This is a genomic window from Chryseobacterium taiwanense (assembly GCF_000813825.1).
GTDB classification, from domain to species: Bacteria; Bacteroidota; Bacteroidia; order Flavobacteriales; family Weeksellaceae; genus Chryseobacterium; species Chryseobacterium taiwanense.
Window position 1 is genome coordinate 288384 of the sequence record NZ_JWTA01000005.1, and the last position, 16489, is coordinate 304872.

Genomic DNA, 16489 nt, shown 5'->3' on the forward strand with positions numbered 1-16489 from the left:
ATGAATTTAGATTTCAAAATTAAAAATTTACTTCTTATTTGCCTAATTTTTTTAGGAGTATTCAATCAATATTCTTCTCAGACTCAAGATAAGATTGATTTCAGAACCGGAGCCGACCAGCCGGAACTTTATCTTCCGTTGTTAAAAAACAAAACAATCGGAGTTGTTACGAATCAGACGGGTCTTATGAGTGATAGAACGCATTTAGTGGATTTTTTAGTTAAAAATGGTGTTAAAATTCAGTCAATTTTCGCTCCCGAACATGGTTTTAGAGGAGATGCGGATGCAGGTGAAAAGGTGAAAAATGGAGTAGATGTGAAAACAGGAATCCCAATCGTCTCTTTATATGGAAACAATAAAAAACCTAAACCGGAACAATTGAAAGGGATTGATATTGTCGTTTTTGATATTCAGGATGTTGGAGTGAGATTTTACACCTATATTTCAACGCTGACTTATTTAATGGAAGCAGGAGCAGAAAATAATGTGGAAATTATGGTTTTAGATAGACCTAATCCACATGATGGCTATACAGACGGTCCTGTTTTAAAGAAAAAATGGGCAAGTTTTGTAGGAATGCATGAAGTTCCTGTTGTGTATGGTTTAACGATAGGAGAATATGGAAAAATGGTGAATGGTGAAAAATGGTTGAAAAATGAAGTCCAGGCAAAATATTCTGTGATTCCGATGAAAAATTATCATAAAAAGCTACGTTATCCTATTTTAGATAAGCCTTCACCGAATTTGCCGAATGATAAAGCTATTAATCTATATCCAAGTTTATGCTTTTTTGAGGGAACACAGGTTTCTGTGGGAAGAGGTACAGATTTGCCGTTTCAGATTTATGGTTCACCTTGGACAACAAGTCTACCATATCAATTTACTCCAAAGCCTAATTTGGGAGCAAAAGATCCATTTTTAAACGGGAAATTATGCTATGGTGAAAATCTTTCGGATTATAAAACTGATTTAAGAGAATTGAATTTAGAATGGGTAATTAAAGCGTACCAAAATTATAATAACCCTCAATTAGATTTTTTCCTGAAAAATTTATGGTTTGATACTTTAGCAGGAACTAATAAGTTGAGAAAACAAATTATAGCAGGGAAATCAGTTCAGGAAATCAGGGAATCTTGGAAATCTGATCTGGAAGATTTTGAAAAGATAAGAGGTAAGTATATTCTTTATGAAAACTAATTTGCCTTAAATAAAAAGAGTCCATTGTCATTTTACAATGGACTCTTTTTTATTTTAATCAAAATTTTGAGGCGGGTTTTTATCGTTTTTGCCTTTATTCATAATAAAAAGACCAACCGTTAATCCTATTACTCCTGCTGCTGCAGTCATTAATGCTCTCTCCATTTTATCTGCTTCTTCATTTCCTAAGTAATTCATTAAAAATAAAATTGCAAAGGTGAAAACACAAACCAGAATATGATTTCTTCCGAATAATTTCATAGAGATTATTTTAATTGATAAGAGATCATTACACCTCCACGGTAGGGGATTATCTCACCACTACGGTTATATCCATTGGCGCTGTCATATCTTTCTCCGGTTCCGCGTACATATCCTTTATAGAAATCTTGAGAATTTCCAATTCCTGCAAAAATATCCATATTCCAGTTGTCAGCTAATCTAAATTGGTATCCTCCTTCTATACCAAATAGAATAGAGTAGCCTTTTTGGTAAAGCTGAGAATTGATATATTGACTAGGAACTCCTAGTTGGGCATCTACATAGATATTGTTATTCCAATAAGATGGTTTTTGAATGGTATAAATGCCCGCTGAGATATTAGCTCCTATATGCCATCCTTTGAAGGCTTCTTTGAAATAGTATCTCCCCTCAATAGTTCCCATGTAAATTTGAGCTTCATGCCCAGCAAAGGATTTCCATGGAGAAATTAAAACATCACTTTGTATTGTAAACTTTTTATTAATTTGATGTTCTATTCCTGCGTTAATAATGCCAATTGGAAGAAGTAATGCATTTCCTTTTATGTATACTTTTTTTTCAGATTTTTCTTGAGAAGTCTCTGTTGTTTGTGCGCTTATTGTATTTAATGCAAATAATCCCAATAAGGATAATAAAATTTTATTTTTCAATGCTCTACTATTTGATTTGTTTTAGTAATTCTTCTGCAAGACTGGCGTCTTTATTATTTTGAACAGCAATATTTCTGGACATTTCAGCAAAGTTCTTAGCTATTTCTTTGTTTCCGGTTAAGAAATAAATTTTAGCTAGAATATAGGTATTTTCAGAAGTCTCACCACGCATTACAGATTGTTCTGCCCATTCAGCTGCTTTTTTTAGAGATGAGGTGTTTTTTATATGTTCCGAAAAAATCCAAGCTGCTTTTAAAAGTTCATTCGGTTCAAATGAATCTGTTTTTTTATAGTACTCTAAAGCTGTCTTTTCGTATTCAGGGAAGTTGGCGTTTTGTTCGTAATAAGCCAGTTTGGTTTGATTTAACTTTATTTGTGCCTCTTCTTTACCCACTAAAGGTTCAGCGGTTTTAATGAAATAGTCCTCATTGATCTTTTTATTTTTCTCATCAATGGATTGTGCTACAACTTTGGACAAGATTAGCTGATGATCGAAATCCGAATATGAATTTTCCGGTAAGAACTTAATGATTTCTGACTTTCTTGAAACAAAAGTTTTATAATTAGGATCTTCTGTAGATTTTAAAAAGTACAATAAATATCCAATTTCATCTTTGGAGAACTCTTCTGTCTTATTTTTATTTTCAAAATATCTTTCGGAAGCTTTTTTAGCAAATTCAAAATCAGAAGTTGAATTGAGTTTGATAATGTTGATTAGAAATTCCGGATCTTTTTCTCCTTTGGCAAATCGTTCCTTTAAAGATCCTTTAGCATTTTTGGGTGAATTGACGTCTTGTGCCATAAGCAAAAACATTCCTTCTTCCATATAGCCATAGTTTTGAGAAACCAATTCTCCTTCACCATTTAAGAAAAGATAAGTAGGGTATGAGCGAACTCCGAATTTTGCAGCAATTTCTCTTCCTTCTCCCTTTTCCATGTCAATTCGGGCATTGACGAAATTTTTGTTGAAAAAATCACCAACGGATTTTTTAACAAAAGTATTTTTTTCCATCATTTTACAAGGGCCACACCAAGAAGCGTAAGCATCTATGAAAACCAATTTTTTTTCTTTTTTTGCTTTTGCCACTAAATCTTTAAAAGGAATATCCTGAAATTGAATTCCATCCTGAGCGAAGGTGAAAAGAGAAATTAATATGAATAACCCGGAAACGATACTTTTCATTTTCAATTAGAAATTTAAAAAAGCGAAGATACTTATTTTAAATGAATGTAAATTGTGCTGAAAACAAAAAAAACCATCTCAATCGAGATGGTTTTAAGTGGTTTCTCCAGGAATCGAACCAGGGACACATGGATTTTCAATCCATTGCTCTACCAACTGAGCTAAGAAACCATTGGGTTTACTTCTTTTTTGAAGTGGTGCAAAAGTATAACATTTTGTAATACCATGCAAGTTTTGGAAAGAATTTTATTTAAAAAAATATATTAGTAAACTTTTTTTTATTTCAATTTGCTGATGTTCAGTTTCTTTTATGGACTTACTTTTTTTCTGCATATTTTTATTCTTACCTGGGTTTTCAACCAGAATTGTTATAATGGATTGACATTAAAATAAGTTGTCGCAATACTGTTAATTTTCTCTTTTAAGCATAAAACTTTTGAAACTATCTTTATTAAGTACTTGATTGGTAATATTTGTTTGCCTGATGATTGTTAGTAGTAGAATTACGACACTTTTTAAAATTCAATGGAAAATTTCATTTTTATCTATAATTACATCTATATTTGGTGATATAGAAAAACAACCAATCATAATTTATAAATCATGGCAGAGAAAAATTCAAGGGGAATTTTAAAATTTAACAATGGTGAAGGTCAAAAAGTCTTAAAATTAAATTATACAGTGTCCAGATCTACGGACGTATCAGGACGTGTGTCATCGGATCCATCTAATGCTCTTATCAAAATAACTGTAGAAGCCACAGAAAAATCGGACATTTTGGAAAGCTTTCTGAATGGGAAGTATAAGCCTACCGTAGGTGAAATTACGTTCAATAAATCTCACGAAGAGGGAACTTTGACCACTTTGAAATGGAATAATGGATATGTGATTCAACATGAAGTGGATTTCGATGCTGTAGATAATAACAGCATGTACATCACTTTTATTGTAAGTGCAGAACAGATTGATTTAGGCAATTCTTCTTACGATGGAGCATGGCCTTCCTAAATACTGATTAAATTTAAATATAAAATAGAATTGTATTTCTGTTTTAAGAGGATTGGTTTTGTTTCCATTACCTGCTTTGCCAAACTGTTCTAACAGATTATGCGCAGGAAGGGCGTTTTGCCTTAAAGTGATGATTTATTTTTAAGAAATTAAAAACTAAAAAAACACTCTACATCATTATGAATAAAAATATTTCAAATTCCGATAAGATTTCTGAAAATCATATTCCGGGAATCAACCGTGTGGTGAAATTGGATATTGTGATTGAAGGTAAAATTATCAAACACTTCAAGCGTTTCCGTCTGCAACAAAGTGTAAGACGGCATCACAATTTTGAGCTTATTTTAGCTCATGACTCTTTGGGAGAAACTCAAAATCATACCTTAGAGCAGGCACGTCAGTTTTTAGGAAAACGTATCACTATCGTTTTTAAATATAAAGACTATGAAAACGCAAGTCCCGAAAGAAATTTTATTGGTGTTATTACCAAAGTAGCTTTCAGTCAGGAACAAATGAGTCTTGGAAATATTGTGCTTAAAGGGCAAAGTCCCACTATTCTTATGGATGCGGCTCCTCATACTCAGAGTTTTGGAGGAGATCAGGCAGTCAATACAGGTATTATTGCCAATAAAATAATCAAAGATGCATTCGGATCCGGAAAATTTGATTTCAGGGTAGAAAATCAGAATAAAAGCTATATCAATTACAGTTCGCAGTATAATGAAACCCATTACAATTACCTTGCTAGAACTGCTGAAGCCTACGGAGAACAGTTTTATTATGATGGTGAAGTTCTTCATTTTGGAAAACTTCCCCCTTCTGAAAAACCTATCCGCCTTGTATACGGAAGCAATGCCACTGATGTTCAGGTAGAATTGAATGCCGTACATACCAATCCTGAATTCTTTGGATACAACAGCAGTAGCCATACCAAAATGGAGGGTGCTGAAAACAATATTAAGCATGTAGGAGGAATTCCTTCCGAGGCTTATGAACTTAATAACAGTATTTTTAAAACGCGTTCGCTTTCTCCGGCGCCTATCAATGCTAATATGTTCGTGGATGTGGATGATTCGCAGAAAAGTGCTGCAGGAAGTGCTGCAGTAGAAGTTTTCACAGTTTCAGGGAACACTACTGTTCCGTTTTTATATCCCGGCTGTCTTGCTGATATTGAAATGAGAAAGCCGGACAGCAATCAAACCTCTTATTTTACAAAAATTACGATTACAGAAGTTTTTCATGAAGTGAAAGAAAGAGGAGATTATACCGGGAATTTTGAAGCTATTGCAGACGGAACCGGCTTTATGCCCAAGCCTGATTTTGTACAACCTAAAGCAGAGCCACAGGTTGCGACTGTTATTTCCAATACAGACCCTCTTAATCAAGGGCGAGTCCAGGTGCAGTTTGATTGGCAGAAAAATCCGGATACTACTCATTTTATCAGAATGATGAGTCCAGATGCAGGGGGAACAGATATGATCACCCAAAACAGAGGTTTTGTAGCAGTTCCGGAAGTCGGCGATCAAGTAATGGTCGGCTTTGAATACCATCATCCTGATTTTCCTTTCGCAATGGGAGGAATGTTTCATGGGCAGGTCGCTTTAGGAGGAAGTATCAACAATCATATTAAATCTATACAGACCAGAAGCGGGAATAAAGTAATCTTTAATGATCAGGAAGGAAGTATTTTTATTGAAGATCCGAGCGGAAATACCTATCTCATGGATGGCAAAGGAAATATTACTGTTAACGCTCCTAAAAATATAACTTTCACTGCAGGAGAAAATGTACAGATTAATGCCGGAAAAAATATCATTGCCTCTGCGCAAAGAAATGTCAATATTATGGCCGGAGAAGATATCACGGAAACAGCCAATGACGATTACAATCTTACGGCAAGTAATATTATCGAAACTGCTGAAACAGGAAGAAGCTCCAGAGCAAAAAATATTACAGAAAATATGGAATCCGGCTCTTATATCAGTACAAAAGACGCCATCAATGTAGAAAGTGCCAAGGAAGTCCTTATCAATAGTGGTAAACAGGTAAAAATGCAATAATATGGCAGGGGAAGGCGGAAATATCGTACGCAATGTCTTTGGAAAGTCTTACAAAGAGGCTGAAGGCATCATGAAAGATGCCTCCAATGGTACATTGGATTTTAAATCTCCACAGGAAAATACCTTTTACGGAAAACAAGGAGGGAAGAAATTTGATGAATATCAAGGTAAAAAAGAAACGCAGCCATTACTAGTAAAGCAGGTAAAATGTTACGAAGATTTTACGTGTACCAAAGAAGTTAAAATAATAAAAAAAGGAGTTAAATATTATTTTAAAGCAACTCAATACAGTAGAACTCCTTCTAAATCTGAGCTTAAAAATTTGAAATGGGCGATTCAATATGATGACACTCCTTTGGCTAATGCATCTCAGGTAACAGGGGAGGAAAAAATTTCTTATACGGTTCCTAAGGAACGGAAACTGACCAAACTAAAAGTATATGCTTTTTTTAAAGCTCCGGATGAACAGGTAAAAGCAGAAGTTTCTTTTAAAATTTTACCTCCGATTATTATTTTTGTTAATGGATACTGGAATGTAAGTTGGTTGCAAAAAGATGCATTGGGATTCTCTGATGGGAAATCATTAGCTGGCTATTGGGGGACTAGCTTAAGAGCAAAAGCTATTCAATATTTTGGAAGTGATTCGGAAGTGTTTTTTTTAAATGGAGCAGATACTGCTTTTAGTAGTGGAAATAAAAGATATGCTAATGGTAAAGATTTCGCTGTTTCCAGATTCGATAATAAGCAATCCAAATTCTATAAAGCAATTTTTGAAGATTCCCGAAGAATAATGGTGGTTTCTCATAGTATGGGTGGAGCATTTGCAGAAGGTGTGATTAGCGTTTTAAAAGAAAAAAAACTTAATGTTGAGAAAGTAGTGCATTTGTCTCCTGCGGATAATTCAGGTTTTTCTGCAAATTATCCGGATAAAACATACCAGCTCGATATAAGCTGGGATCCTGTTTTAATGTATAAAAATCTTAATGACAGAGATTATATTGGAGGTGTAAAGGCTGCCGGCTTAATGCAAAATCCAGGGCATGATCAATATGGCCATGCTAATACTAAATTAGAAGGATATGTATGGGATTGGTTTGAAGATCTTGAAGTCATAACTTTAACTTTTAGCCGTACCGAAACCGTATATCAGCGTATGCCTTCAGATGGTTTAGGTCCAGCGACCTCAATACCGTTAAAAGTAAATATTTATAAGAGTAGTGGAATGAAGCATAATAAGCAATTTATAAAAATTTATAAGAATAAAGAAACTTATCATGAGCATTCAAAAAATGAATACGAAAAATCATAACAAATTATGAATAAGACACTAAAGTGGTTGTTGGGTATGGGAATAATTTGTACCCTATTATATTTTGGAATTAAATTCTTTGCCGTTTTCTGGTTAACTTATTTTTCAAATCCACCCAGAATTGAAAGCCTAGGAGACGAAAAGTTAATGGAAAGAATTAAAAAGGAATACCATTTACAGGAAATAGAACGTACACCAGCTTTTGAAAGAGAAATGAAAAAGAAGGATACGGTTACCTATACTTTGTATCTGTACAGTAAAGAATTTTGTGAAATAAAAGAAGATTCAATATATGGGAAATCTAAAAATATAGTAAGGGAGATTAATAGGTTAAAACTAGATTCAAGATTTTACAAATATAAAATTGTTTTCTGCTGTAAACTTTATAATCCTACTGGGATGTCATTTCAATACTTAAGAAAAGAAGTTAATAAACCTGAATTTTAAGAATATAGAAGCTGCTCCAAGTTCTGATGATATGAAAACATTTAAACCTTTATAATGTATGAGCTTGATTAAAAATAAATGGATTGGCCTTTTTATATATTCAGTTCTTTGGTTTTTATTTTTAGAATTTGTATTTGAAAATTCTTATGAAGTTATAGATCCGTGTGCTTCAACACCTTCGAGGGAGTTTTCTAATATGATATTTATAGTTCCGATTGTTCTTGCGGTTTTATTTTTTTATTTATACTATGGAGTAACAGGTGAGCTTCCTAAAGGCAAAAAAACTATTTTCTCTATTGTAGTTTTATTTGTTTTGCCATTAATTTTTGCTTGGATTAACTATGATTTACTAGAGATAGACTTTATAAAGAATTTGATAAAAGGTATTGCTCTTGATGATAAAGTGTATAAAGTAGGCTGTTATAATGATGTTGTAGTTAATTCTTCTGCATTATATATCTTAAATAGTATAATGGTTTTTATTTTTTCATGGTTGATCCTTCAGATTATTAACAAGTGATATGATAATAAATAAAAGATCAAAAATAGCCATTGGAGTTATAATATTTCTTGAGCTTCTTTTTCTAGTACGAGCGTATTTTATTTATTCCTTTTTAACAAATGATTCGCTTACTGGAGATGGAGTTCATGATCCGGAAAAATATGATAGAGAATTTTTTTCAACGATAGTATATTCTATTTTGATTATGATTTTTCTGGTGGTTATAGGTATTTTGATTTTTAAGAAAAGAACCTGTGAAATTGAGGATTGACAGGAAGATTATTTTGAAGTTTTAGAGAGTAAAATAATCAGTAATAAAAAACAATATGGTAGAAACCAGAGTAAAACCTTTTCAGAAATATACATCAGGAATCCATAATTATCAGGTGGAAAATGCTCTTGAAATACAGTTTGGAGAATCTAAAGGGTTTTATTCGTCCTATAAAATTGCATTACAGGAAGAAATAAATGAAGACCAGACCAAAAACTGGCTGATAGACAAGTTGGAAGATTCTTCTTTTCCGTCTGAAAATAAATTTATGGAAATCCTGTATGTGTTGGAGCAAAGTTCTTATCCATTACAAATAAAAGTTGATGAAAAAGGAAATTTTTTAGAAGCTGTAGGTCATCAGAAAAATATAGAAGACTGGAAACAGAAAACAGAGGGGCTTCAGGAAAAGTACGAGAATGTTGATGTTTTCAGAAACCAATATCTGACGGCATTTGAAGATGAAGCCGTTTTTTATAAAAATAAGCTGAAAGAACCTTTTTGGAATCTCCTGTTGTTTGCCCCTCATTACGTAGACGACGGAAAAAAAACTAACGAATCCATTGTATGGAATATCAAAGGAATAGGCGATGTAGAATGTACAGGAGTGATCAGTGCCGAACAAAGAGATTATGGTTTTGACGCCTTTTTTACATCAGAAATAAAAGCTCCTGAAGCCATAAAAGAAGAATTAGAAAAAAAATACCCATATCAAACGGGAGAATATCAGGTGAGATTAAATATAAAGATGGAATACAACTCCCGGAAAAAACAGTATTCCACAAAGAAAGCAGACTTTATATTATCAGACGGAGAGAAAACGGTATACCGGGAAACGATTACAATGATTTAATCTTAGAATAAATGACATGGCGGATAAAGGATATATCATTATAGAAGGGGCCACTGCGTATTGCAGCAGTTCCGTAACCAACAATTCTAATGGAACTGCGGTTCCAATGGAAGTGAAAAGCCAGAAAAAAAAATTGGGCAAGAACAAATATTTTGCTCAGAGTAAACCTGTAGCCACTTATCTGGATGATAAAGCAGAAAGCTTCGGTGGCGGAAACGGCTTTGGAAATTGTAAAGGATCCGATGGAAAAACATATCCCTGTAAAGGCAAATGCAATATCAGGTACAAAGATTACTATGAAAATGTAGAGTTCAATAGAAGCATGAAAATCCTGCTGGATGTTTCCACAGGAAACTGTCCCGGATACGGAGTTCCGGGAACCGTTGCTTTTGCAACAACCGGGCAGGCTAATAATGTTTCGCAGATTGATGTGAAGGAAGCGGATGAATTTTCAGTAGCAAATACATCACCACAATGGTCTACGTCATCTGCATCTGCTTCTACAACATCTGTAGCTTCAGTTTCTATGACATTGCCAATCTCTGTAGCCAAGCCGTCAGGAACGTATTACTATATTCAGATGACGGGAGGGATTTTTAACTCATTTATGAATCCTATAGCGATAGACAATCTTTCTCTTACTGCACAATTCAAAGGAGACAGTACAAAAATTATCTGGGCACTTTTTAAAGGCGATGGCACGAAAGATAAGATTAAAACCTTCATAGGCTTGGGAAGTGTCTTCAATCAATCAATGAGTAAGATATTCAGTGGTCTTGAAGAAGGAAAATACCGCATCGAAGCCTATGGAAAGAAACCGGGTGATAATAATTGTTCGATAATCATAGAAGTTGTCAAAGACTTTGTTAAAAAAATTGTGGCTCCCGGTACTTCTACGTTGGTTAATATTCCTTTTCCCCTGTCTGTAGAGCTGAAGCTGAATACAAGCGCAGATCAATTAAGAATCTTGAACAGGAATGTTTTCAATCCCATTGTGAATACAGCTCAATGGAAGGTAAAACAGGGAACAACAGTATTATATAACAGCTCTACAGGGACTTCAGCCTCTCATCTTGTTGGTGTGAGCAATGTAGCCGGAAAAGTATTGTTAACTTTTAAGAACGCCGGAACCTATACTGTAGAAGCATTTACAGACCCTACAGATCCAAAACCAGAATCTGTACAAGTTAAAATAGAAAACTCTTTAGGAGTTATGGGGGTTACAGGAGATGCCGGTCTGCTGAGGTTTAGTGATGTATTGAAAGTGAAAGCTTCCAAATTCAATGTGAACTATATGCCTTCGGGAACTTCTGTACATTGGTATCTGAAAAAAGAAGGGATAGGAAGACTTACTGCATTTGAGAGTTCATCATCACTTAAAACTGGGTCCATCAATAAAAAAGTTTCGGAACTGCTCTATAATGACGCTCATCTTGATAACAGTCAATATTTTGGTAAATATACACTGGAAGCTTATGCTAATCCATTGGGAAGTAGTAAGCAGCCTGCATTTTCAGGATCCGACTGTTTTAATTTTGAAGTCATTAAAAATGTTGTAGATAAATTTACCCTTTCCGCAGCAAATATTCCTAAAGGAACAAAAGTAAAATATACCGCCACCGCAAGAATTGCCACTCTTGCCGGAAATGAAGCTGTAAAAGTGGAAGTACCCCAAAATGTTACTGATAACGGAGATGGAACCCTTACCTTTAATGAACTGGGTGAATATACCATTTCAGCTTATCTGACGGGTGATTATACCGATAGCAAAAAGATTGAAGCTAAAATAAAAGTATCTGAACCCTCTGTAAAAAGAGCACTCTGGGCGTATGGAACCGGTGTAAAACGTACCGAAACAGGATTCGCAGAAGAAACATACGGATTCCTGGAAATCGATGGTCTCCAGAATCAGGCATTGAAAGTGAAGGTCTGGGTAAAAGGAGAAGGGGATGATTTCTACAAAGAGAAAGAACAATACATGCTGGAGGAGAAAAGTGTGACTCTTAATAATGAAGGAAAAGCTTCCTTTATGATCACTACTAATGATGATTATAAGAAAAAGATCGAGGCAGCCATTCCTAAAACGACAGAGAGTCCTAATCCTTCTTACCGATTAATATTTACCGTGGAACTTCAGGCGGGCTCATCTACAGAGGTTGTCCTCCCATCTGCTATTTCCATTCAGGGAACGCGTCCTGTCGTTATAGATGGAACCACAACTTATCTTGAGGTGTTGGATTCTAATGAAGAACTGGTAATCACTTCAGAACAGAAAATTGTTTCTATCATGTTTTCTACGGAAGATGGTAAAGATATCCAGCGTATGCAGACCTTCTATGGAAAGACTCATAAGCTTTGGGTACATACCGTTAATATGACGGAAGAAACGCTTAAAATAAATGTACTGAAAGAAATTCCTAAAGAAGGAATGAATGAAAATGATCATATCACTTATACCCACGAAAGTAAACAAAGCTATAACGAAGAAAAAACAGGAAAAGACGGATTACTAGAAGTTTCCTTCACCCCCAAGGAAGAATGGAAAAATCCGCCAAAAAACTTTGATTATTATATAGCACAGGTTTCCCGACAGGTTCAGGATCCTGCTGATCCCAAAAAGAAAGTCTGGAAAATAGAAAAAAGCCAGTTTACAATCAATAGTACACTTCCTGCAGATCTGGTACGGACAGAGGATATGGAAAAGCTGGGAATTCATGCAAAGAAGAAAGATGGAACAGCATTTACTCAGCAGGAGATGCTGGAATTGCGTAAACAGTTTATTTTCTATGAAAATGGATGTCTAAAGGTTTCTCAGAAAGAAACACCCGAAACTATTGATAATGATGTAACGCCTGTAATTGTGGAGATGGCAGAGGTAAGAAAGCAGAAATCCTGTTATTGTAATCGCGGTTTTACTGAAAAAGAAATGGAAGACCTCATTAAAGCAATGACTGGAGGTACTGAAATTTGGAAGGGAATAAAAGAAAGTTGTGATATTACAGATAAAACTATTAAAAGCTTAACAGCTGAGGTAAATGCTATGTTTGCCAGCAATGGAATTAATCGTTGTATGCAGAAAATATCATTCCTTGCAAATGTATCTGAAGAAACAGGTTTTTTTGTGCAGAGTAAAGAAGAAAAAAGTAAATACTTGTCTAGTCAAAGTACTTATAAAGGAAGAGGTATACTTCAGATTACCGGAATTGATGACGGAACAGGGTACTATAATAGCCCGGGTCCTTATAAAAACTATGGGAAAGACAAGTATGCTAATGAGAATAAATTCCTTGATGATAATGCAGATCTTATTTCTAAAGATCTTCACAATGCGGTAGATGTAGGAGGCTGGATTTTTAATTTCAAAAAAGTTCCTTCATGGGAGCTTAATCCTAAAAAGACTTATTCTAAAGAACTTACTGAAACCCTTGCTTGGAAGCGGACTTACTTTAGTAAAGGATTAGGAAAAAGTCTTACGGAGCTTGGAATTTTGATGGAAGAAGAAGAGGAGAAATATTTTTTCTTACAGGGGAAAATTTTGAATGGGTATGCTCCTGCCGATAGATTAGAAAAACCACCTATAGGGTGGGAAGGACGTAAAAAGGCTTTGGAGAAATTAAAAACATGGTTTAAATACGATAAAAAAGTCTGTGATGGAGAAGCTGTAGCTATGCCAAATCTTGAAGGAAGAGCCCCATGGATGGAGTTGGTTTGGAAAGAAGAAGCTAAAAATCTCGTTGAAACAGGGAGTAATAAAGAAATTCAGAAGTTTTTTGACGGAACGCCTTATGAAAGTCAAATGAAAAATGGTACAAAAAATGAAGAAGATATAGCATGGTGTGCAGCATTTGTTAATTGGATCATGAAACATTACGGATATGAAGGAGTTACTACTGATAAAGGATACGATGCTGTAAGAGCACTAAAATGGGCAACATGGGCTGAAGGAAAAGATTTGAAGAAGCCAGTGTATGGTGCAATTGCTGTGAAAACCAGGTCAGGAGGAGGGCATGTTGGTTTTGTTGCCGGTAAGAAAGGGAATAAAGTTGTGATATTAGGAGGAAATCAGTCGCAAAAATTATATTGTGTATCTTATGATATTTCTGACTATTTTGCATATATAGTTCCAAACAATTATGAAATTACTGATGCAGATTATAATTTACCTGAATATAAAGGGAATCCTGGAGCAAAAGGATCGGAACTTTAAAACAAAAAGAAAAAGATGAAATATAAAATTTTAGTTAGCCTGCTTTTTATTTCTTCAGTTTTGGTGTCCTGCCAAGATAAAAAAGCTGATAATAACAGTAACACAATTGTTGTTAAGGAAAGTTCAGCGGGCTTGCAATTTAATCAAGACGTTAATACTATGCTAAAAAAACAGTTGGAATACGGAAAACCTTCTTTTGATAACCCGTACCAGTATTCTGAGAAAGATCTGGAAGTGACAATTCCAATACTAAACCAATTACTATTGGATAATGGATATAAAGTGATCAGTAATGAAGAATTTAATACCAAAATAAAGCAGATATTTAGCAGAATTATTGATCAGAAATCATCGAATAAATTTCTTTATGTTAACTTTATTGATAAGTGTGACAGAGCATTGAATTATGTTCCGAATAATGCTGAAAATAACGGTGTATTCGTTGTGAAAAATCAGAATTTTATTACTGATCTATATCCTCTTCCAACTATTATTGAGTATCAAAAAACGTATGCTGAAACAGCTCAGGAAGAAAATACTGCTTCTAAAAACTATAAAGATGCGAGCGGTAATGAAGTCAAAAAATACTTGTGGAAAGATGTTTCCAATCTTAAAGAACAGAAAAAAAAGAATATACAAACACTAATTGCCAGAAACCTGTATCTATTCAATGATAATAAAGCCCAATACAAATGGCTTGTCCTTAATGATCCGTATTTTATGGAAAGTTTAGTGAAAACCTTTGGATATACGCAGGATGCTGATTTATTGAAATGGGTTGTCGAAAGAACGAAGTTTAATAAAAAAGATCCGTCTGATTATGGTAAACTTTTCTGGATAAAAGATTGTAATGAAGGTATAAGACTTCATGTTAATACCTTTAAAGAGCTGCAAAAACTTTATCTTCCTAATGATTCGTCTGAAAACAGATTTATTCTTAATAATATTAAAGAATATTTAGAGTATTTGGAGAATAACGAGAATGCTGAATCAAAAACTTTGACAGAAACTGATAAAGTAAAAATAATGGCTAATCTGGTTTATTTTGCGGAACAGTATAAATACGATTCATCTTATAAGGATGGGACAAGAATGATGGGGAGATTGCGGTTCTTTTTGGGAGATAGTTCCAGAGATATTTTGCAGAAAAATAATTATTTTGGACTTCCTAAATTTAAAGAATGGTGGGATAATGCAGATTATGATGAATATTTCGTTGAAGAATGTGAATACAACGGAACATGTGGTCCGGATAATCAACCCATGAATATAACGGAATGGAGAAAGAAACATCCTAAAAAATAATATTTGAAGCACGGTATAATTTAACCGTGCTTTTATTTTAAAACACAACAATGATAAAAAAGATTATAATTTCCTTAACAATATTAATATTGAATGACTTGTATTCACAAAATGTAACATTCAATATAGAAAGTCTTTTTCTTTCCGTTCTTAAATCACAACTATCATCTGGTGTAAGTGGAGAGAAAAACGAAACGGATTATCCAACATATAAGTTTACATTAAAAGATTTGGAGGCGACTGAATCTATTATATCAAAAGAATTGGAGGATAACGGATATAAAAAGCCAGCTCAAGAAGAATTTATTAATAAAATTAACACGGTTTTCAAAAGGATAATTGATCCTAAATCAGAAACCAAGTATTTGCATATCAATTTTGATAATAAATGTTTGAAAGACCTTAAACTTTTTAAAAATTCGAATAGCATAGATGCTGATCCATACAGTATATACATTTTTAAAAAAGGATTATTCATTTCAGATCTATATAGTATCCCTGAAATACTAGATTATACTAAAAATTCTGAATTATCCGAATATGAAAAAGATGCCCAAAATAATAATCATCTACCAGATGTGAAAATATATTATTGGAAAGATATAACAGATTTAAAGGAGATCAGAAAGCAAAATATTAAGACGATCGTTGCCAGAAATATGTATTTATTCAATGACAATAAAACGTATGTAACATGGTTAATTACTCAAGATACTTTTTTTATTAAAATGCTGGTTACTAAATTCGGATATACACAAGAACCTAAGTTTAATGATCTTGTTATGAATGATTATTTGAAAAATTATCAGACTTCTGCTGCGATTGGTGGTGTTATTTTTACTAGAAACTGCAATGGAAAATTAGAAATAAGAACCGAGTTATTAAAATATATAAAAGAGCATACAAAATCAGATGAAAATAGGTTTTTAACGGCTTTAGAGAATTTTGGATATGCCTTGAAAGATAATAATAGTTTTACTGCAGATGAAAAATATAAAATTCTTGCTTACATAGGAAATACCGTTGATCCTTTTTATTTGAATTTTGCGGGTATTAATTCAGGGAATGCTGTATGGAATGCTGAAAGCGTGCTTTATAACAGTGTAGTAAAAGATAAAAATATAATCTCCGTATTTCAAAAGAATAATTATTATGGTCTTTCTGACTTAAAAGAAAGTGTAATGAGAGTACAAGGGATTATTGAGCATTCTTCTGAATAAATTATCTTTCCCTATAAAA

General features: G+C 33.8%; 13 protein-coding genes and 1 tRNA gene. 10 read left to right on the plus strand and 4 right to left on the minus strand.

What is annotated here, in order from left to right; genetic code table 11:
- Window positions 1–1197, plus strand: a complete 1197-nt coding sequence (locus RM51_RS07890) for an exo-beta-N-acetylmuramidase NamZ family protein (protein WP_039367791.1) — start codon at window positions 1–3, stop codon at window positions 1195–1197.
- A 54-nt stretch (window positions 1198–1251) separates the two neighbouring features.
- Here the strand turns inward: RM51_RS07890 and RM51_RS07895 are convergent, their stop codons facing one another.
- From RM51_RS07895 to RM51_RS07910, 4 genes are all read right to left on the minus strand, one after another.
- Complete coding sequence (locus RM51_RS07895) at window positions 1252–1458, minus strand: hypothetical protein (protein ID WP_039367218.1); 207 nt, start codon at window positions 1456–1458, stop codon at window positions 1252–1254.
- A 5-nt stretch (window positions 1459–1463) separates the two neighbouring features.
- A complete protein-coding gene (locus RM51_RS07900; RefSeq protein WP_039367220.1) occupies window positions 1464–2108 on the minus strand; it encodes a DUF3575 domain-containing protein in 645 nt (214 codons plus the stop codon).
- Between the two features lie 7 nt (window positions 2109–2115).
- Window positions 2116–3291, minus strand: a complete 1176-nt coding sequence (locus RM51_RS07905) for a thioredoxin family protein (RefSeq protein ID WP_039367222.1) — start codon at window positions 3289–3291, stop codon at window positions 2116–2118.
- Window positions 3292–3389: 98 nt separating this feature from the next.
- Window positions 3390–3462, minus strand: a tRNA-Phe gene (locus RM51_RS07910).
- Between the two features lie 432 nt (window positions 3463–3894).
- Between RM51_RS07910 and tssD the strand changes: the two genes are divergently transcribed.
- The 9 genes from tssD to RM51_RS07960 all read left to right on the plus strand — a co-directional run bounded on the left by tssD (window position 3895) and on the right by RM51_RS07960 (window position 16470).
- The gene (tssD, locus tag RM51_RS07915; protein ID WP_039367225.1) at window positions 3895–4299 is read left to right on the plus strand and encodes a type VI secretion system tube protein TssD; all 405 of its coding nucleotides are present in this window, start codon (window positions 3895–3897) and stop codon (window positions 4297–4299) included.
- 179 nt (window positions 4300–4478) lie between these two features.
- Window positions 4479–6359, plus strand: coding sequence for a type VI secretion system Vgr family protein (locus RM51_RS07920; RefSeq protein WP_039367228.1), 1881 nt, complete (start codon window positions 4479–4481; stop codon window positions 6357–6359).
- A 1-nt stretch (window position 6360) separates the two neighbouring features.
- Window positions 6361–7668, plus strand: a complete 1308-nt coding sequence (locus RM51_RS07925; protein ID WP_039367229.1) for a hypothetical protein — start codon at window positions 6361–6363, stop codon at window positions 7666–7668.
- A 6-nt stretch (window positions 7669–7674) separates the two neighbouring features.
- On the plus strand, window positions 7675–8115 hold the full coding sequence (locus RM51_RS07930) for a hypothetical protein (RefSeq protein WP_039367230.1): 441 nt from the start codon (window positions 7675–7677) through the stop codon (window positions 8113–8115).
- 58 nt (window positions 8116–8173) lie between these two features.
- Window positions 8174–8635, plus strand: coding sequence for a hypothetical protein (locus RM51_RS07935; protein WP_039367231.1), 462 nt, complete (start codon window positions 8174–8176; stop codon window positions 8633–8635).
- Window positions 8636–8943: 308 nt separating this feature from the next.
- On the plus strand, window positions 8944–9738 hold the full coding sequence (locus tag RM51_RS07945; protein ID WP_039367233.1) for a hypothetical protein: 795 nt from the start codon (window positions 8944–8946) through the stop codon (window positions 9736–9738).
- A gap of 16 nt (window positions 9739–9754) precedes the next feature.
- Window positions 9755–13945: a TIGR02594 family protein gene (locus tag RM51_RS19065; RefSeq protein WP_052248435.1), complete on the plus strand. Its 4191-nt coding sequence runs from the start codon at window positions 9755–9757 to the stop codon at window positions 13943–13945.
- Between the two features lie 15 nt (window positions 13946–13960).
- Window positions 13961–15250, plus strand: a complete 1290-nt coding sequence (locus RM51_RS19625) for a hypothetical protein (protein ID WP_039367234.1) — start codon at window positions 13961–13963, stop codon at window positions 15248–15250.
- Window positions 15251–15300: 50 nt separating this feature from the next.
- Window positions 15301–16470 carry a hypothetical protein gene (locus tag RM51_RS07960; RefSeq protein WP_039367236.1) on the plus strand — a complete coding sequence of 390 codons (1170 nt, stop codon included), beginning with the start codon at window positions 15301–15303 and terminating at the stop codon, window positions 16468–16470.
- The last annotated feature ends 19 nt before the right edge of the window (window positions 16471–16489 follow it).

What these genes read in the sequence shown, in the direction of transcription:
- RM51_RS07960 (WP_039367236.1), top strand. Translation starts at nt 15,301, where the DNA reads ATGATAAAAAAGATTATAATTTCCTTAACAATATTAATATTGAATGAC.
- RM51_RS07925 (WP_039367229.1), top strand. Translation starts at nt 6,361, where the DNA reads ATGGCAGGGGAAGGCGGAAATATCGTACGCAATGTCTTTGGAAAGTCT.
- RM51_RS07935 (WP_039367231.1), top strand. Translation starts at nt 8,174, where the DNA reads ATGAGCTTGATTAAAAATAAATGGATTGGCCTTTTTATATATTCAGTT.
- RM51_RS07895 (WP_039367218.1), bottom strand. Translation starts at nt 1,458, where the DNA reads ATGAAATTATTCGGAAGAAATCATATTCTGGTTTGTGTTTTCACCTTT.
- RM51_RS19625 (WP_039367234.1), top strand. Translation starts at nt 13,961, where the DNA reads ATGAAATATAAAATTTTAGTTAGCCTGCTTTTTATTTCTTCAGTTTTG.
- tssD (WP_039367225.1), top strand. Translation starts at nt 3,895, where the DNA reads ATGGCAGAGAAAAATTCAAGGGGAATTTTAAAATTTAACAATGGTGAA.
- RM51_RS07920 (WP_039367228.1), top strand. Translation starts at nt 4,479, where the DNA reads ATGAATAAAAATATTTCAAATTCCGATAAGATTTCTGAAAATCATATT.
- RM51_RS19065 (WP_052248435.1), top strand. Translation starts at nt 9,755, where the DNA reads ATGGCGGATAAAGGATATATCATTATAGAAGGGGCCACTGCGTATTGC.
- RM51_RS07890 (WP_039367791.1), top strand. Translation starts at nt 1, where the DNA reads ATGAATTTAGATTTCAAAATTAAAAATTTACTTCTTATTTGCCTAATT.
- RM51_RS07905 (WP_039367222.1), bottom strand. Translation starts at nt 3,291, where the DNA reads ATGAAAAGTATCGTTTCCGGGTTATTCATATTAATTTCTCTTTTCACC.
- RM51_RS07930 (WP_039367230.1), top strand. Translation starts at nt 7,675, where the DNA reads ATGAATAAGACACTAAAGTGGTTGTTGGGTATGGGAATAATTTGTACC.
- RM51_RS07945 (WP_039367233.1), top strand. Translation starts at nt 8,944, where the DNA reads ATGGTAGAAACCAGAGTAAAACCTTTTCAGAAATATACATCAGGAATC.